Here is a 25322-nt window from a genome sequence, read left to right as displayed (position 1 = left end):
CCCTTTTCACCGTCGTTTACGGGGAGCACCCCTGCCGGAAGGGCGCTGGGGTGTCTGCGTCCCGTTGCGCTCCCCGCCCCGGCTTCGGCTCTGCTGGCCACCGCGATAGGGCAGGCCACGCGGGTCTTGCCACCCAGCCGGCAGGGCGTGGCCGTTTTCTCCCCTCGGTCTCTCGTTCTCGACGAACCACTCGTATTGCCTGCCGCCGGGATCGGGGGCGGGGCAGGTTCGCGGATAGTGCACCGGCAGCCTGCCGCCCCGGCAGGCGTTGAGGAAGGCGCGGATGAATGTGATCTCTTCGAACGCGACACCCGCTTCCTGCTTTGAATCCTCGCGCCCGAGACCGGCTTGCCGCAGCTTTGCGGCGAGGGGTGATTCGCCCGGCGCATCACTTCCTGCCCGCTTTTCCTGGATGCGGCAATTTCCATAGGCCTGAATGACCGCCTTCTTGAACGCCTCGATCAGCGCTTGGGGATCCACCTGCCCGAGCGACTCACCGCCGAAGGAGCGGTAGTACTCCCGCCAGCTTGCCCCCTTGGCAAGCTGCGCCCGCTGAACTGCGATACGCACCGAACCGAAACCGAGAGGCTTGCCGCCACCCAGCCGGTGGTAGTGTTTTTCTGGCAGTTGGAGCAGCCAGAGAAGCGCCCCCGCCTCCACCGCAGAAAGGTTGGTGACGTGGATCCGTGTAGTGAAGACCGTTCCGGGCTTGACCCAGGCGGTGACGGAACGGTTTTGGTCGTCGCGTCGAGACCCTTCGTTCTCGAGCCGCATCCATTCTCGATAGATGGCCGTGTTATCGATTCTGGCGACTTCCTGAACCTTTCCGTCACTGTCTTGCCAATAGCGCTGGCGTTGGTCCGCGTTCAGCCTATCGAGCACGGCATGGTGGGGATAGACCTTGCGGCCGCGCAGGCCGTGGCCGGCGCTGGACCAGAGTTGGTCCTTTGGCGTCCCGTTCGCGAAAGGCGTGCCGTTTTTGTCCCGTGCACCGTAGAAACGGGCCTGTTGCGGCTTGGGCGCGGCAAGGATGGCAAGCGGCACGCCATCTTCCACAAGGCGTTCCACCGCCGCCGTTCCCTGCTCGCAGCGGATGCGCCCGATGCGCAGTTGTCCGCGGAACGCCCCCTCGCCCGTCTGGTTCACCCAGCCGAACACCCGGTCGGCGGGGGAGAGTTCGCAGAGGCGTTGCGCGGGTTTGAGGCTTTGGTCCAGCAGCTCGGCAGGCGCATGGGAATACAACCGGCGCGAGATCATGACGGGATAGAGTCTCACGATGCGGCCATTCTGGTCCTGCTCGGCATAACAGAGGGTGCCCGGCTCGAGCGTCTCGCTGCTGTAGGGCAGCCCATTGGGCTTGATATGCCGCGACCAGACGCACGGCGCTTTGAGCGCCGACGGCCTTGGCGCACCTTTGTCGAGTTCGCGGCGGTTGGCTTCGCGGTAATCCCGGATGAGGGTTTTCCACTGTTTCCTGAGCGCTTCGTTGAGCGGCGCGGTTCCGGGTGCGACGAAGAATAGCCGCTCGTCGTGCTTGTTGTTCATGTTGTGCTGGTTGATGCAGAGCCAGCCTTGGACTTTTTCGAGAGGCTCTCCCAGCGCCCCGGTGCAACCTTTTTTATAAGGTCGTCCCTGTGTTGCAGCAGGGCAAGCGAGATGCTCGTCGTCTCCCCATGCGAGCACCCGCCAGAAGTCGAACTCAACGTACTTTTGCTGCAATTCACGCGAATGCCGCCACTTTTCGATCCAGGCCCACACCTGCTTGCCATGATCGTTCGGCGATGGCGCTCCGTATCCGGGCGGTGTCCAGCCACGCCCGCCATAGCCCATCGGCACCCAGGCCGCCGCCTGGCTCCCGTCGTTCATGCCTTCGTAGAGTTCGAGCTGCTGGCCGTCGTTGCTGACCCGGGCGGGAATCAACTTCAAGCTGCTCGAGGCCGCGGGGCGGTAACCGAGTCGCTCGTCATGGCCCTGAAACACCCCCAACCGGCTGTTGGTCACGGCTTCGAACGCCGCGCGCAGCATGCCCTTGAGGGAGGTGGGCGGCAGGATCGGCGCGCCGCGGGCGTCGAGGCGGATGCCAAAGGTCTTGTGCCCGTTTTGTTCCCGCCCTTCGTCCGGGATGAGCAGGGGGGTGACGGTTTCGATTTCGATGTCGATGGTGCCGCTCACGAGATCCGGATGGTAGCGGTGGTGGCCGGCGGGCGCGTGGTCGCCCAGTTCGGCGTGGTCGGTCCTGCGCGGCGGGGCGGGAACGAAGTTGTACGGGTTTTCGAAGGTGTTGTCGCTCATGCCGCCTCCGTCTGGATGCTGATCATGCCGGCAAGCCGCGCGGCCACGACGGTCTGGTTGCCGTCCTGCCCCGCCGCTGCGGCCGCCGGGCCGATGTATTCCCGCCAGCGCCAGGCGATCCGTCCCCCTGCCGCGGGCGGCGTGCCGTCCCACGGCAGGGCAAGCCGGCCGTGGCGGGGGGTGTCCACCACGACCCATCCCCCTTCCACCCGTTCTCCGGTGCGGACGCCGAGGAGGAGCTGAGTATCGTGGCGGACAAGTCCCGCAAGGTCCGCCTCCTGCCGCCAGCCAAGGGGCAGGTCCGGCAGGGGCGTTTCGCTCACCAGCGCCGCCCGGCCCGTGCCCGCCTGGCAGGCGGGATCCCGCAGCCAGCGCAGTTCCAGCGTCTCGGTGGCAAGCCGCGCCTCGTAGACCTGGTCCAGTTCGAGATCGAACCCGGCCCACTCCAGCGGCGCGCTTCCGGACAGCACGCGCGCGATGGCAAAGGACTGCGGCGCAAAAAGGTAACCCACGGCGCCGGGCGCAAGCGCCAGGATGTCGGGCAGCGTAAGGCCGTGTCCGCCAGCGCGGTATAGGGTGACTGTGCTCATGCAGCATGCTCCCGGGTCTTGTTCGCCAGCCACGCCTGCCAGGCCTGCTTAAGTGCGGCGGGCGGGGAATCGAGCAGTGAGCGGGCGCCGTCCATCGTGGCGGGCAGCCCAAGGCGCGTGACGAGCGCCCCTTCGCATTCGATGCGCTCGATGGCGATCTCGCCGTAGCCGCGCGTCTTGCCAAAGCCGAGCGCGATGCGGCCGGCGCGCAGGTCTTCCAGCACCAGCCACAGCAGCGCGAGATGCAGGGCCTCGCTGCCGGTGCTGCGGGGACGGTAGGTCAGCACGATGGGCTGCCAGGGGGTATCCATAGGCTCGCCGGCAGAGTAGAGGAAGTTTTCTGCCGCGCCGCCCGTCCAGCGGTCGATGGCCACGTGCATGGCGCGGGCGATGCCCGTGCAGGCGGTCGCAGGGTCGTCGGCGAAGGCGTCCCACCGCTCGCGGGCTTGGCCCTCGGCGGCATAGGTGGTGGCCACATGGAGCTGCCCCCGTCCCGGGCCGCTGTCTCCCTCGGGTGACTGGGTGGAGGCCCGCGCCAGGCCAAAGAGTTCCTGCACCACGTCCACCGCCACCATTTCGTGGAGCGGGCGGCCGGGCTGGGCGTCGAGGCCCAGCACGGTGCGCACTACGCGCTCGGCCTGTTCGCGCAGCGCGCCCTTGAGCCCCGCGCCGGGCAGGGTCAGGGCATAACGGCCGTCGGCAAGCCGCGAGACGAAGGGCAGCATGTCGGTGGCCAGGCCCTCGCGCCCGGCCTTGACCATGAGCGGCTGCTGCGGCCGCCAGTGGATGCGCAGGATGAGCCCGTCCTCGTCTTCGTCGCCGGCTGCGCTCTTGCGCCACCGCCCGGTAGCGTCGGCAAACCCGGCAGCGCCCTTTTCGAGCCAGGTCAGCACGCCCTCCGCATTTCTCCAGTCGATCTCGATGGCCTGCGCCCTGGCGAGCCGCACGCGGCCCAGTCCGCGCGTCACCCCCGCGCCCAGGCTCAGGCCGCGCTCGAGCCGCCGGCGGGCCCGGTACATGAGGCGGCGCGCCTCGTCCAGGTCGTCGTCCACCTCGCAGGTCATGCAGAACTCGAAACGGGCGCCCTGGGGAATGACCTCGCGGTCGAATTTCACGCGGCGGGCCGCCGCGCCGGTGACACGGTCGATGCCGACGCCGTCCCAGTATTCGGTGTCGATCCCGTCGTCGAGCGCTGGGGCGTCCTCGATCAGCACGCGGGAGGCTTTGCTGGGCCCGCGCCGCTCATCCACCGCACCGCGCAGGTCGCAGGACTTTTCCACCCGCAGCGCCTCTAACAGCGCGCCCGCCAGCGAGGTGCCGGGCAGCACCAGCCGGCCCAGGCCGTCGCGCGCCACCGGCATGTCCGTGACCGCAAGGGCATCCAGGCCGCCAACGCAGATGGGGCTGTCGCAGACCAGTTCTCCGGTGAGGCGCAGCAGATGGGTCAGGTTCCGGCTCATGACGAGGTCTCCGTGGCTGTAAGGTCGGCGCGCACGCCCTCGGCCTGCTCGCGGCGGTCGAGCTCCAGCCCAATGAGGGTGAGCCAGAAAAGCCGCGTCGCTTCCCGTTCGAATTTCTTCTGCAGCGCAGCCCGGTCGTGACCGGGCAAAAGCGGCAGGGCATTGGTCTTTGCTCCGGCCTGCCAGACCCGCGCCGGTGTTTTCCAGCGGGCGAGTTCCTCACGACTTTTCTTCGGCCACCTGTCGCGCCGGCTGTCGGTTTCTTCCAGGTGATCGAGCCACTGGCCAAACCGCCCGGGGTCGTAGTGCAGCATCTGTTCCCGCAGCGCCCCGAGCTGGGCGTTGCCGGGCGAGCCATCGCTCCAGCCAAGCGTCTCGCGCCAAATGTCGAAGTCTCGCAGGGCGGCCTGGCGCACCGCATCCAGCCAGGCGCGGCGGTGGAGCGCCTGCGTCCATCCGGAGACGGGGCAGGACGCATCGTCCGTGCGCTTCCCGGCCTCGGCGTCGCCAAGGGGTTGCGTGGGAGGCTTTTCCTGCCTGAGCAGCGCGGGTTCGATCAGCACCTCGCCATAGCCCTCGCCGCGCCGCTCGCCCAGGCCTTCGGTCAATCGCGCCACGGCCTCCGGCGTCCATGCACCGCCCAGCACGAAGACGCCGCCGGGGGCAAACGCCGTCTGGGTCGGGAAGGGTTCGCGCCAGCGGCTGCGCCAGCCCTCCTCGCGCTGCAGGCGGTAGTAGGCCGCCTTGAGGCTGACCTCGACACCGCAGAGGCGGGCCACATGGCGCGCCAGTCCCTCGGCATCGGTCACGGGCTCGAGCAGCGTGTCGCGAAGGATGGCAGGCGCAGTCAACCACAGGGTGACCTGCTCGCCGGCCACGGCCGGCACCGTCACGGGCTCGGCCCCCAGACAGACGATGCGCACCCGGCCGTAGTCGTCCTTCTTCGAGCGGCCCAGGCGCACCTCGCGCCCGTTCAGGAAGGCCAGATTCTCCAGCGGCACGCGTGCGGCATCGAGCAGGATTTCCGCCTGCAGCGTCTGCCCCGGTGCGATGGCCTCGTAGGTGAACACGCCGCCCACGGTTTCGCTGGGCCGCTGGCAGGCATCGTCAATGGTGGCGTGGGTGAGGCTCACCCGCCCGGCCTGCACAAGCTGCGGCTCGCCAGCCAGTTCCGGCAGGGCCCCGGGGCTGGTATAGCCGGCGCGCAGGGGCTTGCGCTGCACCTGGTCATGGGCGGGGCCTGCGAGCAGGTTGCGCACGTCTTTCTTGTCGAGCTTGCCCTGCTCCAGGCACAGGGGGACCGGCAACCCCCGCGCGCCATTCACCTCGGGATAGGCGAAAGAGACGCGCAGCGCGCCCTGAGCCAGCCAGGCGGTGAGATTCGCGGCATGGGCGCCGAGCGCGGCGCGCAACAGGGGATCGAGCGCAGCCAGCAGCAGGCTGCCCGGCACATGGTCCCGGGTGGGGACGAAGTTGCCCAGCGTCCGCAGGGGAATCTGCAGCGGCTCGAGCAGCTCAAGGCGCAGGCGGTGCCGCAGCCACCGCGCCCCACCCGCGGCGTGCGCGCCGGCAAGCCGCAGGGCCCCGGGTGCCGGTGGCCGCAGTGCCGGCGGCGGCGTAAGCAGGCGCTCCCTGTCCAGCGCGACGTGGTCGAGGGTGATGCGGCAGCGCCCGTGACCGCGCCGGCGCTTGCCGCCCAGCCGCTCGGTGAGGCGCGCGCCGCCGGCGAGCAGCGCCTCCGCGGCGCAGCGGGCGTCGCCATCGAGGCTGTCATCCAGCGTGAGCTCGGCGCCAAGCACCGCCCCGGCGCAGGCGACTTCCTCGATGCGCAGCATGTCATGTGCGGCAGTGCCGTTGTCGTCGATGCGCACGCCGGGGCGCAGGCTTACCAGGGCCCGGGCGAGCGGGGCGTTTTCTTTCCGGGCAAGCGCGCTGCGCAGCGCCGCCGGCAGCCGGGCCGGGGTGAGCCACAGCCGCGCCGGTGTGGTCTGGCCGACGGTTGCCGTGCCCCGGCTTTCGCCACCGAAGAGTTCCTGCACGAAGCGGCCCCAGGGGCCCGATGGCCCGCCGTCCAGCGCCTGGGCCAGCCGTTCGCAGCCGTCGCGCAGCATGCCCGTGAGGGTCTTCGCGGGCACGTAGGGCAGACCATCCTGCGGGTCGCGCCGGATGATGCGGTCGATGTAGCCCTGGCTGCCGGCCCCCTCGCCCACATGCCAGTCGCTCAGAAAGGTGACGGTGAGGGTGTAGGTCGTCATGTTGCGCTCTCTTCGGGCATGGCGAGACTGAGGCCGGCCAGGGACATGGCGTCGAGCAGCAGGGTGCGGGGCGTGTCGCGGCAATCGAAGAGGGCCTTCCCATCGAAGGCAAGTTCCCGCGCCGGGCGGTAGCGGCTGGCGATGAGGGCGAACACCTCCTCGGCCCGCTGGACACCCTCGCTCAGCGTCTCCCGCAGCCAGTGCAGCTGGCTGCGGGGAACCCCTTCTTCACTGTGCTGCCCGCCGGTGATGGCGTCGATGGCGTACCGAAGACGGTCCCAATGATGGCGATCCGCCCAGTCACGCGCCCCCTCGTCCAACACGGCGAGCTGCTCGCGGTCTGTCCTGACATAGGGCCCGCCCCAGAGCCGGCAGCCGTCGTTGCCCACGCGTCGGCGGCGGATCGCCTCGAGCTCGCCGCCGCTGGCATCCATCAGGACGTGGAAATCGAAGGACGAACAGGGGTAGGGGTGGCCGTTGGCGGGATTCTTGAGCTTGCCCTTGACGCTCTTGGCCGACTGCATGAGCGCTTCCGCAAGCCGGTGCGCCAGGGCGAAGGGGAAGTGGCTCCTGACGAAGGCCACCCCGGCCGAGATGCCCAGACGCGGGGCACCCAGCGCCTTGCCGGCGATGCGCGCGAGCGTGGGGCGCGCAGCCGTCTCCTGTTCGAAGGCGGCAAGAAACGCGGTGAGAAAAGGCAGGGCGGCGCTTGCGCCGGCAACGACGGTCAAATCATCGCCCCCTAATAGGAGCGGCACGATGGGCGTGATCCCATGCCTTTCTTCGGCCGCAGCCTTTGCGGCGGCCCCGATGCCGGCGACGAAGGCCTTTTCCGTCGCCTCTTCCAGCTCCAGGGAGAAGGCGCGCAGCGTGGCGAAATAGTCCTCGCCCGCGTCGAGCCACTGGTCGAAGGCGAGGACGATCTGCCCCAGGCCGTTGCCGTCGGCCTGGATCACCGCCAGATAGCTTTCGTCGAAGCGTTTTTCGAGGTCGTCCGGACTGTAGGACAGGCGTGTTTGGACGCCGTGCGCACGCAGCAGCTCCCTGACCCGCGCGGACCAGTCCGGGCCCGCCTTGACCTTGGCGAGGCTTGCCGCCGACAGCAGCTCGTCCCTGGCAAAATCGCTGGCCGGCAGCCCGCTCGTGGCGCAGGTGGCGGCGAGGGGCAGCATGGGCAGGCGAGTGAGCTGCACCCCCAGCGCCTGCCGGTGCTCATTGAAGCGGGCATGGAGCGCCTTCATCGCCTCGCTCGCCGCGTGCCGCGTGCGCGAGGCGACATCGACGATGGCGCCACAGACCGAAAGCCCCGGCGCTTCGGTGAGCGCGCGCCGGGTGATGTCGCTGATCAGCTTCTCGGCCTGCTCCCGCGCGTCGCACAGGAGTATGGCCTTGCCCGAGGTGGCTACCACGATTTCCACCCCGTCGGCGAGGCGGCCGTTGCCTTCCCTCAGGGTCCGGCGCCACTCGACAGGGTTGTCATGGGCTGCGCGCAGCCCCAGCGCCGCGCCCAGCCAGCGCGTGCCGACGCGGTAGGTGAGTTCCGAGGCGCCGATCTGCTCGCGCAGCTTGTTGGTGCCGAAGATATAGGCCTGGTTGCCAGAAGTCTCTATCAGAGACAGACAAGGCATGTTTCCTCCCCGTAGCGTTTTTCTTCTGTGGGGTCCACCGGGCCAGGGGCCGGTGCCAGGACCGGGCGGCCCGCGCCGCCCGGGATGGCGGCCATTTATACGACGGGCGCAGGACTTGCGCAAACCGCGACCCGGTTCTGGCCTGTAACACTCCCCGCATCGTCACTGCTGACGCCGGATCCCTGAGCCGTCAACGGGCGCCGGCCCAGCAAGGCGTGTGCCAGGCCAGCGGCCGCGTCCGGACGGCGCCTGCCGCCGCAGGCGAACCGCTGGTGCGCGGGGCGCCGGTGTCGGCGATCCGGCAGAAGCGTCGGAAGTCTGACGGCGGGCACCCGCAAGCTTGCATGGCTGTTCCGGCGCCGCGGCACTGCTAGAATCCCGGCGCGCGCAATGAGGCGCAGTGGCACGCTGCTTGCATTGCGCGCGGGGGTTTCTGTCAATGCAAAAAAGGGTCGAGGGAGGCAAACATGGACGGTGAACAGCAGTCGCGCCAGCAGGTGATGCCGCTCGGCGAGGCGGTCATGCACTATCTGGCCTGGCTTGGGGGGGTGTTCGGGGTCGGCTGGCTGGGCGGCGTGATCGATTCGGAGGGATTCATCAGTCTGGCAATCCTGGGCTATTTTGCCGCCGGCGTCTATCTCAACCGGGTGGTGCTGCGCCGCCTCATCGAGTGGCATCCCATGTACGCCACGCTGGACAACGTGGTGGGCGGCAAGCTCAAGATGTTTTTCTTCTGGCCCGTGAGCTATCTGGTCCTGTTCTTCCAGCTCGCGGTGAACGAGGTGCTGTGAGCGCGAGGGTTGCGGGAGGCCAGACATGGAGAACGCTTCAAAGGATTCGGATCCGGTGGACCGCGAGGGTGCCTTTCTGGGCGCGCCGGCCGCCCTGTTCACCCAGCCCGGCACGCTGGGCGCGTGGATCAAGGTCGTTGCGGCGGTGGTGGTGTTCGCCATCGCCCTGACCGAAATCCTTTCCCTGTTCATCCTCGGTCCGCAGCAGAGTGAGGAGTGGGCCGTGCTGCTGGGAGGAGGGTTGCTCCTGCCCATCCTGGCCCTGCTCGTCTGCGCCGCCACCTGGTGACCAACCATGCAGGACCCGGAACTCGCGCGCCGCATCCGCGCCCACCTGCCGGTATGGATCCTGGCCTTGCTCCTGCTCATCCACCTTGTGCGTCTGCCGGAATTCCTGCTCTTCACCGTGCGCGGCGTGGTGGGGGCCCTGGCGGTGCCGGCGGCCATTTTGCTGGGACTGGTGGGCACCCAGATCTACATCGGCCGCGGCTCGGGTTTCTTCCTCCGGCTGGTGTGGATCGTCATGGCCGGGTGCGGCGTCTGGCTGACCGTGGACCTCTATCCCTACTTCCGCGAGGCGCTGCCCCATGACATGGGCATGAAGCACAACGGCGGCCTGCTCGCCCGCTACGATCCGGCACACCCCGCCGCCTGGTGGCCCATCGGCATGGCGGGCTACTACCTGCTCGCGGCCTTGATCTGGCTGCCCGCGGCATTCCTGGTGGTCAACTGCCTGCGCTACTGGCGGCAGGACGCCCTGCGCGGCGCCACCGCTGCCCTGGCCGCAGAGACCGAGCCGGCTCTTCTGCTGCGCTTCTGGCAGCGCCTGTTCGGTATCCGCCAGCGGTCTGCGGCTGCCTGGTCGCCCCCCGCGTCCGGCAGCGGGCAGGAACCGCCGCTGGCCACCCGCGATACCGTGGCGCTACGGCCCCAGCTCACCTTTGCCTCCCTGTGGGGCAACCAGGCGCTCAAGGACAAGCTTCTCGCCGCAGCCCGCGAGTGGGACAACGGCGGACAGAAAAACGGCAAGAACGGCATCTTCCTCTACGGCGAGCCGGGCACCGGCAAAACGGCCTTTGCGGAGGCCCTGGCCGGGGAGCTGAAGCTGCGCATCATCAAGGCGAACGTGGGTTCCATCGCCTCCCGCTGGGTCAACCAGACCACCGAGCAACTCAACGACCTGCTGGAATCGGCCCTGCATCAGGCGCCCTGCGTGCTCTTTCTGGACGAGATCGATTCCGTCTTCCCGGACCGCACCAAGATGAACACCAGCAATTCCGAGGAAGGCAAGATCATCGGCACTTTTCTCTCCGCCGTGGAGAAAATCCGGCGCGGGCGCGTGCTGCTCATTGCGGCGACGAACTACAGGGACCGCGTCGATCCCGCTGCCATCCGCGAGGGCCGCTTCGACTTTCACATCGAGGTGCCCCTGCCCGACCAGGAGGCCCGCAAGGGACTCATTCTCGCCGCGCTGAACAAGGCCGGCCGCAGTGTGGATCCGGCGGTGCTGGAGAGGCTGGCCCGACGCTGGGCGGGATTCAACGTGCCGCGCATCCTCGAAGCCACCGGGCGGGCGGCACGCATCGCGGCCAACGAGCGTGTGCGCATGCGGGAGTTCATGCGCGCGCTGCGGGATGTCCAGGGCAACCGCGCCGGGCCACCGGAGAGCGCGCCCGATTTCCGGGACCTCTACTTCGACGACGAAGTGAAGGAGCGTCTGGAAGAACTCGCCGCCACCTTCGCCCATGTGGACGAAGTGGAACTGCGCGGCGGCACGGTGCCCAAGGGCATCATCTTCTACGGCCCCCCGGGCACGGGCAAGACCAGCATGGCCATGGCGCTGGCCAAGGCGGCCGGCTGGACTTTCATCTCCACCAGTGGCAAGGAGATCGCCAGCGACTGGGAGCGGCTCCGGGACATCCGGCGCCGCGCCTCCGATCTGAGGCCCGCCATCGTCTTCATCGACGAAGCCGACGACATCCTGGGTGACCGCAGCTACTCCGGGCTGAAGCTGCACACCAACGACCTCCTGCGCATCATCGACGGTGCCGGCGAGCCCCTGCCCGACGTGTGCTGGATACTCGCGACCAACCATCTGGACGCCCTCGATCCGGCGGTGTTCCGGCGTTTTCCGGTCAAGATCCGCCTCGATCTGCCGAGCGGCGAGACCCTGCGCCGCTTCATCCAGGCCTGGGCCGAGCGCCACGCGCGCAAGCTCGACGCACCGCCGGAGGAATGGGCCGCCCGCGTGGCCGATGCGCTCCAGGGGCTGGCGCAGAGCGTCGTGGAAAACATCCTCGAGACGGCCCTCAACTCCGAGGCTGCGCGCAGCGTGCTGCGGGACACGCCCATGTCCCTGAGCCTCGATGACGTCCTCAAAGCCAGAAAGGAAATGGCGCTGTGAACCTGGTCCGTGGCCTGTTCAGTCTGTTTTTGATGGCCCTGCTGATCCCCCTGTCCACGGAGCTCGTGCGCGACATTGCGCGCCGTCCCCTGCCCAAACAGGTGCTGCAGCCGGCCGAACCCCGGCAACCCTTCGAAACCACGATGCCGGCGCGCAGGAAGACCGGGAAGAAACCCGCCGGCGAATCTCCACCCGCCGCCGTATCCGCGGCCGGCGAGTACTACCGCCAGCTTCCCGCGCGCGGGCTGTACCGCTTCGCCTGGCCCGACGGGCAGCCTTCCGACGCCGCCCCGCCGGTGGGCCCCAACGGCGGCTGGCAGGATGCATTCGGCAACGAATGGCTGCCCGTGCTCGATGCGCGCAGCCGCGTGGTGGCCTGGAAGGAATATCTCTCCCAGGAGGGCCGGCGCCGCAACGGCCTCTTCAGGGGCAAGGCGGTGGTTTACATCGCGCCGGGAGGCGTGGCCTGGAACACCGCCCCCAGGTTCCGTGACGTGTTCTGACCGCGCCGGACGTTCCCGTCTGCCAGCAAAGACGTGCTGCCGTCCCGGCGGGTCGATTGACAGAGAACAGAAAATGCTGATGGTTTACGAAGGCAGGGTTTTCATGGCCCCTGAGGAACGGTTCTGGCTCCAGGATCTCCTCGGGGAAGACTTGCTGCTTCCGGGCAGCGACTCTCGGGAGGCGTGGGTCAAGTGGACCCACGAAGCGCGCAGGACACTGGATGCCCGCATGGAGGCGGCCACCGCCGACGGGGTCTTCGGGGTCGAGGCTGCCTTGATCAGCATCCGCAAGGGTCTGGTCGAATCGATCCTGGACATGCTGACAGGCAGGTTGTGAACCGGCCGGTCGTGCGAGCCCCACGCGGGCTTGCAGGGCAAGCCGCCATCCGGAGGTCGGTGGCGCTCCGGCGTTGCCCGTGGCCGATGCTGCCCGCTGTGCGGCCCGTGGCCTCCCTCGGGATAACCTTGGCGGATTGATGAACCCAACCGCCAGTCAAGTGGATAAAGGACCATGCAGCGCCATATCTGTTTTGTCTCCGACCAGCCTGTGCCCAGCCTTACACCTTTGCTGGATCCGGCGCTTGCCGTGCGCGAGGTGATGCTGGTGCACGCGCCCGAGCGCACGGCCCACGCCGGCTGGCTGGCCGCAGCCCTCCGCACGGAGGGCCTGTCGGTGAAATACACGCGCTTGAGCGACGGCTACGATTTGTCCAGCCTGCGCAGGGAAATGCAGGCGCTGGCGGACCGTCACCCGCAGGGGGTGATTGCCAACATCACCGGCGGCACCAAGCCAATGGCCCTGGCCGCGTGGGAGGTCTTCGACCGCCCGGGTGACCGCCTCTACTATGTCGATATCCGGCATGACAGCATCCGATGGCTGCGGCCGGAGGGCCCTGGGCAGCCCGTTGCCGACCGCATCAGGCTGGAAACCTATGTCATCGCCCATGGCCTGCGCATTGACCCCCAGCAGCCCGCCGGCCGGGCGCCACCCCAACCCGATCGTGTGGCGGCAGCGCGCCGGACGGCGCACACCCTGGCCCGCGCGAGGGCGCGGCACATCAGCGAGGGAGGCCAATGGCTCGAGGAACTGGTATTTGCCGAAGTCCTGGCGCTGGGCGCCCAGGATGGCAAACTGCAGGACGTCGCCCGCCAGATCGTGATCCACAACGCCGCCCACGATGACGACTGTATAAGGAACGAAATCGATGTCGCCATCCTGCGGGACAACACCCTGCACATCGTCGAATGCAAAACAGGCCAGGCAGGCCGCGGGCGCGCGGCAGCGGACGCCATCTACAAGCTCGCCCAGCTCGTGGACCGGTTGGGCGGCCTCCGCGGCCGGGGCATCTTCGTCAGCACGGAAACGGTTTCCGGCCCGGTGAAGGCGCGTGCGCAACAAATGCGCATCGCTGTCATCGACCGACATGCCCTGCTGGACCTGCGCCGGGCACTGGCCCTCACCCTTGCCGGCGCTTCGCACGGGTGAGACGGCCGTTCCAGGTGCAACCGCGGATGCGCCCCCCCCTTCAATCCCTACGGAGACCGGCGCCTTGCTGCCAAAGGCGGCTTCGGTGTGGACATCGCCGTCCAGCGTGCCGACGATCTGGACCGGCGCGCGCTGGAACGCATCGGCCTGCTGGTGGGACGCGGCAGCCCGGTGCGCGCGCTGGACGTGGCAGGGGGACAGGGTGGTCAGGCTGTCAGAATGGCCGAGGCAGGGGCGCAACTCGCCGTGAACGCGGATATCGCCGACTACGAACGGGAGACCCTGGCCCTGGCCCAACGGCGGGGCGTACGCGAGCGCGTCGTGTTCCACCGGGCCGACATGCGCAGCCTGCGCGCCCACCTGCCGCCACCCTCATTGGCGCCATTGATGTCCTTGTCTGCCAGCGTGCCATCCACTACCTCCCCTACCATGAGGCGCGCCAGGCCGTGTCCTAACAGGCCGTTGAAAAAACCTCCCGAGACCGCCCGTGCTGACGGTAGCATGTGAGCCACGGCGACGACGAGACAGGACATAGCGAAGATGAGGGACACTCAGAACTTCCAGGGAGCGATGTTCAGCTACATCAGCCTTGAAGAGCGGGTTCCGGCCAAGCATCCGCTGCGCAAGCTGCGCGTGCTGGTCGGTGGCTTGCTGGCCAGCGTGAGCGCAGAGTTCGAGGCGGTCTATGCCCGCCGCGGCCGCCCTTCGGTGCCACCCGAAATGCTGCTCAAGGCACTGCTGCTGCAGATTCTCTTTTCCATCCGCAGCGAGCGGCTGCTGGTGGAGGCCATCGACTACAACCTGCTCTACCGCTGGTTCGTGGGTCTGAACATCGACGACAAGGTGTGGGATCACTCCACCTTCAGCGCCAACCGCGAGCGCCTGTTCAACGAAGAGCTCGCCCGCGTGTTCTTCGAGCGGGTCAAAGGCAGTGCGCAGTGGGCGAAGCTGATCGGTGATGAGCACTTCAGCGTCGACGGCACACTCATCGAGGCCTGGGCCTCGCACACGAGCTTCAGGCGCAAAGACGACGACCACACACCGACTGGGGGGCGCAACGCCGAGGTCGACTTCAAAGGTGAGCGCCGCAGCAACGACACCCACGCCAGCACGACCGATGCCGATGCGCGGCTGTACAAGAAAGCCCCGGGCGACAAGTCCCGCCTGTGTCACATGGGGCACATCCTCATGGACAACCGCCACGGCCTGATCGTGGATGTCGAGATCACCCATGCCAGCGGCACGGCAGAGCGCGAGGCCGCACTCAGGATGCTTGCGCGCCAAAAGCGCAAAGCCCGCCGGATCACCGTCGGGGCGGACAAGGGCTATGACTGCCGCGCCTTTGTCCAGGGCTGCCGCCAGCTGGGCATGACCCCGCACGTGGCGGCCAAAGCCAGGCACTCGGCCATTGATGCCCGCACCCGGCGGCACGAAGGCTACAGGGTGAGCCTCAAGGTGCGCAAACGCATCGAGGAAGCGTTTGGCTGGATCAAGACCGTGGGGGGTCTGGCCAAGACCAAGCTCATCGGGCATGCGAAGCTCACGGGCCAGGCGCTGCTGTGCTTTGCTGCGTACAACCTCGTGCGCATGGGCTCCCTCAGTGGCTGGTGGGATGCGCATCATGTGTAAATCAGGGGGTCATTGCGCCCAAAATGGGCGGGCAGCCCCCAAAAGAGGGGCCGAAGCGGTTGTCGGGGCCGAGAAAACTGCCTTGCGCCGGCTTCGGGACAACGCCAACGGGCAGGTGGCCGCTTCGGTAGGGATTTTTTCAACGGCCTGTTAACCCACGGGTACTCGCTCGCAATTCATGACAAATCCAATCGAACGCCAGCTGGAACGCGCGCTTCGCGCCCTGACCAAGGGGGATACCCGAAAGTGCAAGGCTGCCTGTTATGCCGTGCTTGCCGCCGATCCGCTAAACGCCGATGCCATGCACTTGCTCGGCCTCGCGTGGCGGGAGGAGGGTAACCTGCCCGAGGCGCTCAATTGGCTGCGTAAGGCGGTGGCCGCGAGTCCGGCCTTTGCGGGAGCTTGGTACAACCTGGCGGACACGCTGGTGGCCGCCCGCCAGCCGGAGGAGGCTGAGCGCGCCTATCGGCAGGCGCTGGAATTAGCCCCCGGCTTTACCGACGCCCGAATCAATCTGGGCAACCTGTATCTTTCCCGGCGCGCCCATGCCGCGGCGAGAGCTGAGTATGAAGAGGCGCTGGCGATCCGTCCCGACGACACGCGGGCGCTTTGCAACCTTGGGCTGGTGTTGCGGCTGCAGGGAGAGTTCGAGGCTGCGGAGGCTGTTTACCGTCGGGCCTACGCGCTCAGCCCAACGAATCCGCTGGCGCGGCTTGGTCTTGGCAACACCCTGATGCAGCGCCATGCCTATACCGAGGCCGCTAAACTGTTCGCCGAGACGTTACAGCTGGGCGTGGGTGGCGCAGCTGCCGCCTCGAATCTTGGTAACGCGTTGATGCGCCTGGGTCGTCCGACGGAGGCTATCGCCGCCTATCGAACGGCCACTGAACTCGACCCCGCCAATGCCGTGGCGCAATCCAACCTGCTGCATGCCTTGCACTACGATCCAGCAATGACTCCTGCCGACCTGTTCGAAGCGCATCGTAGTTGGGGTCTGCGCGTGCTCGGCCCGGCGCCCGCTGTGCCAGGCCATCCGGTTTTTCCTCACCGACCGCTGCGGGTGGGCTATGTCTCCGCAGATTTCCGCCAGCATGCAGTTGCCTTTCTGTTTGAGCCAGTGTTGGCCAGCCACGACCGGCAACGCTTCGACGTGTTTTGCTATTCGAATGGCGAAGAAACGGATGAGGTCACCCGCCGCATCCATAGGCGATGCGTGTGGCGTGACATCGTGGGACTGGACGACTCTGAGGCGTGTCGGCTCATTCAGAGCGACGGGATTGATATCCTGGTCGATCTGTCGGGCCATACCGCTGGCAATCGCCTGGGAATTTTTGCCCGGAGAGCGGCGCCTATTCAAGTTTCGTGGTTGGGTTATTTCGATACCACCGGACTTGCCACAGTGGATTACGTGATTGGCGATCCTTATTGCACGCCTCCGGAGGATGATGTGTTTTTCGTAGAGAAGCTGTGGCGCCTGCCGGATGTTCGCTTCTGCTATCTACCGCCAGACTATGCGCCTGCGCCTAAAGGGCCCCCGGCCGCGGATGCTGGCCAGATCACCTTTGGTAGTTTCAATCGAATGGAGAAGGTCAACGCGGGGGTTATCGAGGTGTGGGCAGGGATTCTTGGCACGGTGCCCAAGAGCCGCCTGCTGCTCAAGGCAAAGGTATTCGACGACGCCAGCGCCCAGTCCTACTGGCGTGAACAGTTTGCCAGACATGGCGTGACAGGGGACCGACTCATTCTTCTCGGCCATTCGGATCACCCGGCAATGCTGGCTGAGTATGGCTGCGTCGATGTGGCCCTCGATACCTTTCCATTTACCGGCGGCCTGACGACGCTCGAAGCGCTGTGGATGGGCGTGCCGGTGGTAACCATGAAAGGTGACAGCATGATCGGTAGGCAAAGCGCCGGGTTCTTGCACGCTTTGGGCTTGGATGAGTGGATCGCGCAGGACTGCTCCGCATATGTGCGGACTGCGGCAGAACTTGCTGGCGACGTTAAGCGTCTGCAGGAGCTTCGTTTCAGCTTGCGAGAGCGGATGCGTACCTCACCGCTTTGTCTTGTGGAGCAATTTTGCCGCAATCTCGAACACGCGTACGAGCAGATGGTGCAGGGACAAATAGGGGCATGACCCGCGTAAAGTATTGTAAAGTATTGGGGTCATGTAAAGTATTGGGGTCAGGTCTTTACTTTATAGCGCCTCGCGGCTAGATTGACACCATGACACGTCCCCTGTGTCACGGTGCTGGGGTCAGGTCTTTACTTTATAGTCAAGCCACTGTCACGGTGCTGGGGTCAGGTCTTTACTTTATAGTCAAGCCACCGGTCGCGGCAGTTACCCCATGCTCACCCCCGGCCCGGCCCTCCCCCGTCGAGGGGGAGGGGGTGAAAATCCAGGGGTCGCCGCTAAAGCGCCTCCCACAGGGCCAAAGCACTTCCCGCAGGGGTGGAGCTGCACATGGGCTGGGGTCAGGTCTTTACTTTATAGTCAAGCTGTCAGTCTCCGCCCACGCCGCTCCCGGAGCAACCCCGTTGAATCTCCTCGTTCGCCAAATTTGTTTTGGCCCCGCTGGTGGCATATGACGCCGCTACATTGACAGGAAGCGATCGGCCCCATGGGAGTGCGGGTGGAAACGGCCTCTCTGACAGCAGCCCGTCCGGCCCTGCCTGGATGGTGCGGGCGACACCTCCCGCATTCTGGTCAGCGAGATGGCCAGGGTCGAGAGAGCCGGTTTTTTTGGCGCCCGGCCGAGAAAGCGCACCCTATGCTGCTGGTCGGGAAAAGCGGCGCAGACCGCGCCCGTGAGGTCAGATCCCCGTCAGGGCCGTTGGATGACCTCGATCAGGACGCCCGCTCTTTCAGGGCTGCTGGGAATGAAGCATGGCGGAGAGAGTGGGATTCGAACCCACGATGAGCACGAGGCCCATACCGGATTTCGAGTCCGGCGCTTTCGACCACTCAGCCATCTCTCCTGTTTGAACCGTTCGTCATGTCTGAACCGCCGGGATGTCTTTAACCCCGCGCCTCTCCCCGGCGCTTTGGCTCCGGCCCGCGCTGCGCGCTTAACCCGGCTTGCGCCGGGTTAGCCTCCACCCAACGGGCTGCCCCCGTTGTCGACCACTCAGCCATCTCTCCTGTTTGAACCGTTCGTTATGTCTGAACCGCCGGGATGTCTTTAACCCCGCGCCTCTCCCCGGCGCTTTGGCTCCGGCCCGCGCTGCGCGCTTAACCCGGCTTGCGCCGGGTTAGCCTCCACCCAACGGGCTGCCCCCGTTGTCGACCACTCAGCCATCTCTCCTGTTTGAACCGTTCGTTATGTCTGAACCGCCGGGATGTCTTTAACCCCGCGCCTCTCCCCGGCGCTTTGGCTCCGGCCCGCGCTGCGCGCTTAACCCGGCTTGCGCCGGGTTAGCCTCCACCCAACGGGCTGCGCCCGTTGTCGACCACTCAGCCATCTCTCCTGTTTGAACCGTTCCTCATGTCTGAACCGCCGGGATGTCTTTAACCCCGCGCCTCTCCCCGGCGCTTTGGCTCCGGCCCGCGCTGCGCGCTTAACCCGGCTTGCGCCGGGTTAGCCTCCACCCAACGGGCTGCGCCCGTTGTCGACCACTCAGCCATCTCTCCTGTTTGAACCGTTCGTTATGTCTGAACCGCCGGGATGTCTTTAACCCCGCGCCTCTCCCCGGCGCTTTGGCTCCGGCCCGCGCTGCGCGCTTAACCCGGCTTGCGCCGGGTTAGCCTCCACCCAACGGGCTGCGCCCGTTGTCGACCACTCAGCCATCTCTCCTGTTGGAACCGTTCGTGGTATGTGCACCGCTGCGGTGTCTTCCACTGCGCGCCCCGGCGCTTTGGCGCGTGCCCACGCGCAGAAGCGCAGGAAAAACGCGGATTCTACCAGAAGGGAACCGGCCGCAGAACTGCGGGCGGCGGGCAGTTCTGCGATAATCCCGGCCATGAAGATCGACGGCCAACCGACCCGCACCATCGCGCCCCTCGGGGATGGCAGCGGGGTGCGCATCATCGACCAGACTGTGCTTCCCCACCGTCTGGAATTTCGCATCCTGCGCACGCTGGATGATGCCGCGGAGGCGATCTCGGTCATGCGCGTGCGGGGCGCGCCCCTGATCGGGGCCACCGCGGCTTACGGCGTGGCGCTCGCCCTGGGGGAGGATGCCTCGGAAACCCATTTGGAAATCGCCTGCGCCCGCCTGCTCGCCACCCGGCCCACGGCGGTGAATCTGCGCTGGGCGCTGGAGCGCATGCAGCAGAAACTGGCCCCGCTGCCGCCGGCGGCGCGGCGCGAGGCGGCCTGGCAGGAGGCCGCGGCCATCTGCGACGAGGACGTGGCCCTCAACGCGGCCATTGGCCGCCACGGCCTGGCGCTGATCGAGTCCCTGCACCGGCAGGGCCGCCAGCCGGTAAAGGTCATGACCCATTGCAATGCGGGGTGGCTGGCCACCGTGGACTGGGGCACGGCGCTGGCGCCGGTGTACATGGCCTTCGATGCCGGGATTCCGGTGCACGTGTGGGTGAGCGAGACGCGCCCCCGCAACCAGGGTGCGGCGCTCACTGCCTGGGAGCTGGCCCGGCATGGCGTGCCCCACACGGTGATCGCCGACAACGCCGCGGGCCATCTCATGCAGCAGGGCCGGGTGGATCTGGTGATCGTGGGCGCCGACCGGGTCACGGCGACGGGGGATGTGGCCAACAAGATCGGCACCTATCTCAAGGCCCTGGCCGCGCGGGACAACGGGGTGCCCTTCTACGTCGCCGTGCCCGGGCCCACCATCGACTGGCGACTCACCGACGGGCATGCCATTCCCATCGAGATGCGCGGGGCACGCGAGGTGACCCATGTCACGGGCCTCGATGACGCAGGACAGGTGCGCGAGGTGCGCCTGACGCCGGAAGCCAGCGACGCCCTCAATCCCGCCTTCGACGTGACGCCCGCGCACCTGGTCACCGGCCTCATCACGGAACGGGGCGTGCTGGCGGCGCAGCGGTCGGCCCTGCGCCAGGCCTATCCCGAGGCCGAACATCCATGAACGACGAAGCCAGCCTGCGTGCCGCGCTGGCGGAAACAGCCCGCCAGACGGTGCTGCGCGGACTCAACCGCGGCACCGCGGGCAACGTGAGCGTGCGCTGCGGCGATGGTCTGCTCATCACGCCCAGCGGCCTGCCGGCGGACATGCTAAAGCCCCAGCAGATGGTGCGCATGGACATGGCGGGCCGTCACGAAGGCCCCCTGAAACCCTCCAGCGAATGGCGCATCCACCGCGACATCTATGCCGCCAGGCCCGAGGTGAACGCCGTGGTCCACGCCCATGCGCCCCACGCGGTGAGCCTGTCCTGCCTGCGCATACCGATCCCGCCCTTCCATTACATGGTCGCGGCGGCGGGCGGCAAGGACATCCCCTGCGCCCGCTATGCCACCTTCGGCACCCAGGCCCTGTCCGATGCCGTGCTGGAGGCGCTCAGCGCGCGCCGCGCCTGCCTCATGGCCAACCATGGTCTGGTGGCGGTGGGCAGCGATCTCCAAGGCGCGCTGGCGCTGGCCGAGGAGGTGGAGGAACTGGCGGCCCAGTACTGGCGCGCGCGCCTGCTGGGTGAGCCGGTCCTCCTCAGCGACGCCGAGATGGACGAGGTTCTGGAGCGCTTCAGGCACTATGGGCAGCGGGGCCGGTGAACCGGCCGGCCCTGTGCCTGTCGTAACATCCCCATGCACAAGAACAAGCTCGCCCTGCTCGCTGCCCTGCTCCTGACCGGTTGCGCCGCCGGTCCCGACTATCGGCCTCCCGCTCTTTCCGCGCCCTCCCAGTGGGCCCGCCTGGAGCCGGCCCCGCTCTCCGCCGAGCCGGCCGACATCGCCCAATGGTGGCAGAAATTTGGCGATCCCCTGCTCGCGGCCTGCGTGGAAGAGGCGCTGCGCGCCCAGCCGGACCTCGCTCTCGCCCAGGCCAGGCTGCGCCAGGCCCGCGCCCAGCGTATCGCCACGGCTGCCTCGCAGTGGCCGGAACTTTCCGGCACCGCCAGCGCCAGCCGCAGCGACACCAGCAGCCAGACCGGCAGCGGCTTCACGCGCCGGCTCTACCGCGCCGAGCTGGATGCCAGTTGGGAGCTCGACCTGTTCGGCGGCGTGCGCCGCTCGGTGGAGGCGGCGGAGGCCGACATCGCGGCCGCCCAGGCGAATCTCGCCGCCACGCGCGTGAGCCTGGCGGCGGAAACCGCGACGGCCTACGTGGATGTGCGCAATTTCCAGAACCGGCTGGTCATCGCCCGGAACAATCTCGCGCGCCAGCTCGACACGCTGCAGCTCACGGAATGGCGGGCGCGCGCAGGGCTGGTGAGCAGTCAGGACGTGGAGCAGGCGCGCGCCAACGTGGAACAGACCCGCGCCCAGATACCCGTGCTGGAGCAGAATCTCGCCGCCGCGGAGGACCGGCTTGCCCTGCTCATGGCCCAGCCGGTGGCGGCGGTGCGCGCAAGGCTCGCAAAGGTGCAGCCGCTGCCGCCGGTGCCGGCACGCATCGCCGTGGGCATTCCCGCCGACACGCTGCGCCAGCGTCCGGACGTGGCCGCCGCGGAACGGGCCCTCGCCGCCGCCACCGCGCGGGTGGGCGTGGCGGAGGCGGCGCGCTGGCCGCGCCTGACCCTGTCCGGCACGCTGGGGCTGGAGGCCCTGAGCGCCGGCGCACTCACCGATGCAGGCAGCGGTTTCTCCACAGTGGTTGCCCAGCTCGCCGCGCCCCTGTTCGATGCCGGCAAGCGCCGCGCCCAGGTGGAGGTGGAGGATGCCCTGCGGGACCAAGCCGAGGCCCAGTATCGCAAGACCGTGCTCACCGCCCTCTCGGAAGTGGAGGACGCGCTCGCCGCGGTGAGCAGTGCGCGGGGGCGCGAGGCCAGTCTCGCCGTCGCAGCCGAGGCAGCGCGCAATGCCGCCCTGCTTGCCCGGCACCGCTATCAGGCGGGGCTCATCGATTTCCAGTCCGTGCTGGACACGGAGCGCAGCCAGCTGGCGGTGGAAGACGCCCTTGCCGCCGCACGTGCCGACCGTGTTTCCAGCATGATCCGTCTGTACAAGGCTCTTGGTGGCGGCTGGACCGCCGCGCAACAGGAAAACACGCCATGAACGACCAGACCTCTTCCCTCCGGCGCCTGCTCGGGCGCGAGGCCATGGGCGGCCGCCGCCTGCTTCTGATCGGCGCTGTGGTGCTGGTGCTCGCCGCCGCAGTCATCGCCCTAGTCGCCCAGCGCAGTGAAAGCAAACCCCGCTATGAAACCGAGGAGGTGAAACGGGGCCGCCTGGAAGTGACCGTATCCGCCACCGGCAACCTGCAGCCCACCAACCAGGTGGACGTGGGCAGCGAGCTGTCGGGGATCATCGACAAGGTGTTCGTGGACGTGAACGACCAGGTGAAACGGGGGCAGGCGCTGGCCCGGCTGGATACGCGCCGGCTGGAAGACCAGGTGGCGCGCTCCCGCGCCGCACTGGTGGCGGCGGAAGCCGCGGTGGCCCAGGCACGCGCGACCCTGCAGGATGCGCGGGCCAATCTCGCGCGCCTGGAGGAAGTGGCGCGGCTTTCCGGTGGCAAAGTGCCCTCGCAGGCGGAACTGGAGACCGGGCGCGCCAGCGTGGCCAAGGCCGAGGCCGCACTCCGGAGCGCGGAGGCGGGAGTGGAACAGGCGCGCGCCACGCTGCGCACGGACGAGACCAATCTCACCAAGGCCAGCATCCGCTCCCCCATCGACGGTGTGGTGCTGATGCGCAAGGTGGAACCGGGTCAGACCGTGGCCGCCTCGCTGCAGGCGCCGGTGCTGTTCACCCTGGCCGAGGACCTCACCCGCATGGAACTGCAGGTGAACGTGGATGAGGCGGACGTGGGCCAGGTGAAACCGGGCCAGAAGGCCACCTTTACGGTGGATGCCTGGCCCGGGCGCAGGTATCCCGCGGTGATCGAGCGCGTCGCCTATGGCTCCCAGGTGACGGAGGGCGTGGTGTATTACCCCACCACCCTGCGCGTGAACAATGATGATCTCAGCCTGCGGCCCGGCATGACGGCCACCGCGGAAATCCTCACCGCCGTGCGGGACGATGTCCTCCTGGTGCCCAATGCCGCGCTGCGCTTCACGCCCCGCAGCAATGCCGGCAGCAAGAAGAAGGGCGGCATCCTCGATGCGCTGCTGCCCAAACCGCCGCGCCCGGAGAGCGGCCGCGTGCCCAAGGAGGCGAAGCGCAAGGACGCGCCACGCCGGGTGTGGGTGCTGCGGGATGGCACGCCCACGCCGGTGGAGGTCACGCTGGGGCTCAGCAACGGCCGCGTCACCGAGGTGACCGGCGGCGGGCTCGAGCCGGGCATGAAGGTCATCACCGACGTGAGCCAGCCGGCCAAATGAGCGAGGCGCTGCTCCGCCTGGAAGGAGTCACCAAGATCTACGGTCGCGGCAGCGCGGCCTTCCAGGCCCTGCGCGGTGTGGACCTGGCCATCGCCGCCGGAGAATTCGTGGCGGTGATGGGCCCCAGCGGTTCCGGCAAGTCCACGGTCATGAACATACTCGGCTGCCTGGACGTGCCCACCGGTGGTCACTACTGGTTCGAGGATCTCGCGGTGGAACGGCTGACCCGGGACCAGCGGGCGCTGCTGCGGCGCAATCAGCTGGGCTTCGTGTTCCAGGGCTTCAACCTGCTGCCCCGCACCACCGCCCAGGAAAACGTCGAGCTGCCCCTGCTCTACCGGCGCGAGCCGGCGGCCCGGCGGCACGCGCTGGCCCGGGAGGCCCTCGCCGCGGTGGGGCTGGTGGGCTGGGAGCACCACACGCCCGCGGAACTCTCGGGGGGCCAGCAGCAGCGGGTGGCCATCGCCCGTGCCATCGTCACCCGGCCGCGCGTGCTCCTCGCCGACGAGCCCACGGGCAATCTGGACAGCCAGACCAGCCGCGAGATCATGGAACTCATCAGCGGCCTGAATCAGGACAAGGGCATCACCGTGGTGATGGTGACCCACGAGCCGGACATCGCCGCCTGGGCCCAGCGCGTGGTCCATTTCCGCGACGGCCGCGTGGAACGGGAAGAACGGCGATGATCTGGAATACCTTCCTCCTCGCCCTGCGGGCGATCCGCCGCAATCTGCTGCGTTCCTTCCTCACCATCCTGGGGGTGGTGATCGGCGTGGCTTCCGTGATCACCATGGTCACCCTGGGCGACGGTGCCACGCGCGCCGTGTCCGACCAGATCGCCAGTCTCGGCAACAACCTGCTCACCCTGCGTCCCGGCCAGCGCCTGGGCATGGGCTTCATCGGCGCCCCGGCGTTCAAGGTGAGCGACGCCGAGGCCATCGCCGAACAGATTGCGGGCGTGCGTGCCGTGGCCCCCATTGCCAGCCGTTCCACCACCGTGGTGGCCGGCGCGAACAACTGGACCACCAGCATCACCGGCGCCACCGTGAGCTACTTCGACGTGGGCAACTGGAAACTCACCGAAGGCCGCTTCTTCAACGAAAGCGAGGAACGGGCGGGCAAATCCGTGTGCCTGCTGGGGCAGACGGTGAAGCGCGAGCTGTTTGGCACCCAGAGCCCCGTCGGCGAGGAAATCCGCGTCAAGCAGTTTGCCTGCGAGGTGATCGGCGTGCTCGCCGCCAAGGGTCAGTCGGCCATGGGCTCCGACCAGGACGACACCATCGTCATGCCGCTGCGCGCCGTGCAGCGCCGGCTCATCGGCAACACCGACGTGCGCGCCATCATGGTTTCCGTAAAGGACACGGAATCCATGGAGAAGGTCAAGCGCCAGATCGAGCAGCTCATGCGCGAGCGGCGGCGCCTGGCGGACAACGAGGACAACAACTTCACCATCTTCGACACGCGCCAGATCGCCGACACGCTCACCGGCACCATCCGCGTGATGACCACCCTGCTGGGTGCGGTGGCGGCGGTGTCCCTGCTGGTGGGCGGCATCGGCATCATGAACATCATGCTGGTGTCGGTGACCGAACGCACGCGGGAGATCGGCATCCGGCTTGCCATCGGCGCCCTGGAGCGGGACGTGCTGCTGCAGTTTTTGATCGAGGCGGTGGTCCTGTCCGCCTTCGGGGGACTGGTGGGCATCCTGGTGGCCCTGGCTGCCGCCATGGGGCTGGCGAAACTCATGCAGGTGCCCTTCCTGTTCAACCCGGGCATCAACCTGCTGGCCTTTCTGTTCGCCGGCGCCATCGGCGTGATCTTCGGCTTCGTTCCGGCGCGGCGCGCGGCGCGTCTCAATCCCATCGACGCCCTGCGCCACGAGTGAT

General features: G+C 67.7%; 20 protein-coding genes and 1 tRNA gene. 15 read left to right on the top strand and 6 right to left on the bottom strand.

Features of this window, described 5'->3' with window-relative positions; translation table 11 throughout:
• Nucleotides 1–6: 6 nt before the first annotated feature.
• From ACZ42P_RS13170 to ACZ42P_RS13150, 5 genes are read right to left on the bottom strand one after another with little or no spacing between them, the layout of a single operon-like run.
• Nucleotides 7–2292, bottom strand: a complete 2286-nt coding sequence (locus ACZ42P_RS13170; protein ID WP_464897989.1) for a TIGR03986 family type III CRISPR-associated RAMP protein — start codon at nucleotides 2290–2292, stop codon at nucleotides 7–9.
• On the bottom strand, nucleotides 2289–2882 hold the full coding sequence (gene csx19 / locus ACZ42P_RS13165; RefSeq protein WP_464897988.1) for a type III-D CRISPR-associated protein Csx19: 594 nt from the start codon (nucleotides 2880–2882) through the stop codon (nucleotides 2289–2291). The genes ACZ42P_RS13170 and csx19 overlap by 4 nt, the downstream gene beginning before the upstream one ends.
• Entirely contained in the window at nucleotides 2879–4342 is a 1464-nt protein-coding gene (locus ACZ42P_RS13160; protein ID WP_464897987.1) for an RAMP superfamily CRISPR-associated protein, read from the bottom strand. The genes csx19 and ACZ42P_RS13160 overlap by 4 nt, the downstream gene beginning before the upstream one ends.
• Entirely contained in the window at nucleotides 4339–6597 is a 2259-nt protein-coding gene (locus ACZ42P_RS13155) for an RAMP superfamily CRISPR-associated protein (RefSeq protein ID WP_464897986.1), read from the bottom strand. The genes ACZ42P_RS13160 and ACZ42P_RS13155 overlap by 4 nt, the downstream gene beginning before the upstream one ends.
• Nucleotides 6594–8225 (bottom strand): Cas10/Cmr2 second palm domain-containing protein, encoded by a 1632-nt coding sequence (locus ACZ42P_RS13150; protein WP_464897985.1) that lies wholly within the window; start codon nucleotides 8223–8225, stop codon nucleotides 6594–6596. The genes ACZ42P_RS13155 and ACZ42P_RS13150 overlap by 4 nt, the downstream gene beginning before the upstream one ends.
• Before the next feature lie 467 nt (nucleotides 8226–8692).
• Between ACZ42P_RS13150 and ACZ42P_RS13145 the strand changes: the two genes are divergently transcribed.
• From ACZ42P_RS13145 to ACZ42P_RS13105, 9 genes are all read left to right on the top strand, one after another.
• A complete protein-coding gene (locus ACZ42P_RS13145) occupies nucleotides 8693–9016 on the top strand; it encodes a hypothetical protein (protein WP_464897984.1) in 324 nt (107 codons plus the stop codon).
• 25 nt (nucleotides 9017–9041) lie between these two features.
• Nucleotides 9042–9305, top strand: a complete 264-nt coding sequence (locus ACZ42P_RS13140; protein ID WP_464897983.1) for a hypothetical protein — start codon at nucleotides 9042–9044, stop codon at nucleotides 9303–9305.
• A 6-nt stretch (nucleotides 9306–9311) separates the two neighbouring features.
• Nucleotides 9312–11420 (top strand): AAA family ATPase, encoded by a 2109-nt coding sequence (locus ACZ42P_RS13135; protein WP_464897982.1) that lies wholly within the window; start codon nucleotides 9312–9314, stop codon nucleotides 11418–11420.
• On the top strand, nucleotides 11417–11923 hold the full coding sequence (locus ACZ42P_RS13130) for a polymorphic toxin type 17 domain-containing protein (RefSeq protein ID WP_464897981.1): 507 nt from the start codon (nucleotides 11417–11419) through the stop codon (nucleotides 11921–11923). The genes ACZ42P_RS13135 and ACZ42P_RS13130 overlap by 4 nt, the downstream gene beginning before the upstream one ends.
• A gap of 73 nt (nucleotides 11924–11996) precedes the next feature.
• Complete coding sequence (locus ACZ42P_RS13125) at nucleotides 11997–12260, top strand: hypothetical protein (RefSeq protein WP_464897980.1); 264 nt, start codon at nucleotides 11997–11999, stop codon at nucleotides 12258–12260.
• A gap of 174 nt (nucleotides 12261–12434) precedes the next feature.
• Complete coding sequence (locus tag ACZ42P_RS13120; RefSeq protein WP_464897979.1) at nucleotides 12435–13409, top strand: Card1-like endonuclease domain-containing protein; 975 nt, start codon at nucleotides 12435–12437, stop codon at nucleotides 13407–13409.
• Nucleotides 13410–13496: 87 nt separating this feature from the next.
• A complete protein-coding gene (locus ACZ42P_RS13115) occupies nucleotides 13497–13916 on the top strand; it encodes a methyltransferase domain-containing protein (RefSeq protein WP_464897978.1) in 420 nt (139 codons plus the stop codon).
• A 33-nt stretch (nucleotides 13917–13949) separates the two neighbouring features.
• Nucleotides 13950–15038, top strand: a complete 1089-nt coding sequence (locus ACZ42P_RS13110; RefSeq protein ID WP_464897977.1) for an IS5 family transposase — start codon at nucleotides 13950–13952, stop codon at nucleotides 15036–15038.
• A 178-nt stretch (nucleotides 15039–15216) separates the two neighbouring features.
• Nucleotides 15217–17172 carry an O-linked N-acetylglucosamine transferase, SPINDLY family protein gene (locus ACZ42P_RS13105; protein ID WP_464897976.1) on the top strand — a complete coding sequence of 652 codons (1956 nt, stop codon included), beginning with the start codon at nucleotides 15217–15219 and terminating at the stop codon, nucleotides 17170–17172.
• A gap of 751 nt (nucleotides 17173–17923) precedes the next feature.
• Here the strand turns inward: ACZ42P_RS13105 and ACZ42P_RS13100 are convergent.
• Nucleotides 17924–18014: transfer RNA gene (locus ACZ42P_RS13100), tRNA-Ser, on the bottom strand.
• A 981-nt stretch (nucleotides 18015–18995) separates the two neighbouring features.
• On the opposite strand from ACZ42P_RS13100, the gene mtnA reads away from it, so the two are divergent.
• The 6 genes from mtnA to ACZ42P_RS13070 are packed head-to-tail and all read left to right on the top strand — an operon-like array spanning nucleotide 18996 to nucleotide 25321.
• Nucleotides 18996–20087: an S-methyl-5-thioribose-1-phosphate isomerase gene (mtnA, locus tag ACZ42P_RS13095; RefSeq protein WP_464897975.1), complete on the top strand. Its 1092-nt coding sequence runs from the start codon at nucleotides 18996–18998 to the stop codon at nucleotides 20085–20087.
• Entirely contained in the window at nucleotides 20084–20728 is a 645-nt protein-coding gene (locus ACZ42P_RS13090) for a class II aldolase/adducin family protein (RefSeq protein ID WP_464897974.1), read from the top strand. Before mtnA ends, ACZ42P_RS13090 begins: the two co-directional genes overlap by 4 nt.
• A gap of 33 nt (nucleotides 20729–20761) precedes the next feature.
• The gene (locus ACZ42P_RS13085; RefSeq protein ID WP_464897973.1) at nucleotides 20762–22171 is read left to right on the top strand and encodes an efflux transporter outer membrane subunit; all 1410 of its coding nucleotides are present in this window, start codon (nucleotides 20762–20764) and stop codon (nucleotides 22169–22171) included.
• A complete protein-coding gene (locus ACZ42P_RS13080) occupies nucleotides 22168–23436 on the top strand; it encodes an efflux RND transporter periplasmic adaptor subunit (protein ID WP_464897972.1) in 1269 nt (422 codons plus the stop codon). The genes ACZ42P_RS13085 and ACZ42P_RS13080 overlap by 4 nt, the downstream gene beginning before the upstream one ends.
• Complete coding sequence (locus tag ACZ42P_RS13075) at nucleotides 23433–24122, top strand: ABC transporter ATP-binding protein (RefSeq protein WP_464897971.1); 690 nt, start codon at nucleotides 23433–23435, stop codon at nucleotides 24120–24122. The genes ACZ42P_RS13080 and ACZ42P_RS13075 overlap by 4 nt, the downstream gene beginning before the upstream one ends.
• Nucleotides 24119–25321 (top strand): ABC transporter permease, encoded by a 1203-nt coding sequence (locus tag ACZ42P_RS13070; protein WP_464897970.1) that lies wholly within the window; start codon nucleotides 24119–24121, stop codon nucleotides 25319–25321. Before ACZ42P_RS13075 ends, ACZ42P_RS13070 begins: the two co-directional genes overlap by 4 nt.
• The last annotated feature ends 1 nt before the right edge of the window (nucleotide 25322 follow it).

The sequence above is a fragment of the Thiobacter subterraneus genome (assembly GCF_055379455.1).
This window is presented reverse-complemented; position numbering and strand designations above follow the sequence as displayed.

Bases quoted from the DNA above. Each gene is read 5' to 3' on its own strand.
- ACZ42P_RS13170 (WP_464897989.1), bottom strand. From the start codon at position 2,292: ATGAGCGACAACACCTTCGAAAACCCGTACAACTTCGTTCCCGCCCCG.
- csx19 (WP_464897988.1), bottom strand. From the start codon at position 2,882: ATGAGCACAGTCACCCTATACCGCGCTGGCGGACACGGCCTTACGCTG.
- ACZ42P_RS13160 (WP_464897987.1), bottom strand. From the start codon at position 4,342: ATGAGCCGGAACCTGACCCATCTGCTGCGCCTCACCGGAGAACTGGTC.
- ACZ42P_RS13155 (WP_464897986.1), bottom strand. From the start codon at position 6,597: ATGACGACCTACACCCTCACCGTCACCTTTCTGAGCGACTGGCATGTG.
- ACZ42P_RS13150 (WP_464897985.1), bottom strand. From the start codon at position 8,225: ATGCCTTGTCTGTCTCTGATAGAGACTTCTGGCAACCAGGCCTATATC.
- ACZ42P_RS13145 (WP_464897984.1), top strand. From the start codon at position 8,693: ATGGACGGTGAACAGCAGTCGCGCCAGCAGGTGATGCCGCTCGGCGAG.
- ACZ42P_RS13140 (WP_464897983.1), top strand. From the start codon at position 9,042: ATGGAGAACGCTTCAAAGGATTCGGATCCGGTGGACCGCGAGGGTGCC.
- ACZ42P_RS13135 (WP_464897982.1), top strand. From the start codon at position 9,312: ATGCAGGACCCGGAACTCGCGCGCCGCATCCGCGCCCACCTGCCGGTA.
- ACZ42P_RS13125 (WP_464897980.1), top strand. From the start codon at position 11,997: ATGCTGATGGTTTACGAAGGCAGGGTTTTCATGGCCCCTGAGGAACGG.
- ACZ42P_RS13120 (WP_464897979.1), top strand. From the start codon at position 12,435: ATGCAGCGCCATATCTGTTTTGTCTCCGACCAGCCTGTGCCCAGCCTT.
- ACZ42P_RS13110 (WP_464897977.1), top strand. From the start codon at position 13,950: ATGAGGGACACTCAGAACTTCCAGGGAGCGATGTTCAGCTACATCAGC.
- ACZ42P_RS13105 (WP_464897976.1), top strand. From the start codon at position 15,217: ATGACAAATCCAATCGAACGCCAGCTGGAACGCGCGCTTCGCGCCCTG.
- mtnA (WP_464897975.1), top strand. From the start codon at position 18,996: ATGAAGATCGACGGCCAACCGACCCGCACCATCGCGCCCCTCGGGGAT.
- ACZ42P_RS13090 (WP_464897974.1), top strand. From the start codon at position 20,084: ATGAACGACGAAGCCAGCCTGCGTGCCGCGCTGGCGGAAACAGCCCGC.
- ACZ42P_RS13085 (WP_464897973.1), top strand. From the start codon at position 20,762: ATGCACAAGAACAAGCTCGCCCTGCTCGCTGCCCTGCTCCTGACCGGT.
- ACZ42P_RS13080 (WP_464897972.1), top strand. From the start codon at position 22,168: ATGAACGACCAGACCTCTTCCCTCCGGCGCCTGCTCGGGCGCGAGGCC.
- ACZ42P_RS13075 (WP_464897971.1), top strand. From the start codon at position 23,433: ATGAGCGAGGCGCTGCTCCGCCTGGAAGGAGTCACCAAGATCTACGGT.
- ACZ42P_RS13070 (WP_464897970.1), top strand. From the start codon at position 24,119: ATGATCTGGAATACCTTCCTCCTCGCCCTGCGGGCGATCCGCCGCAAT.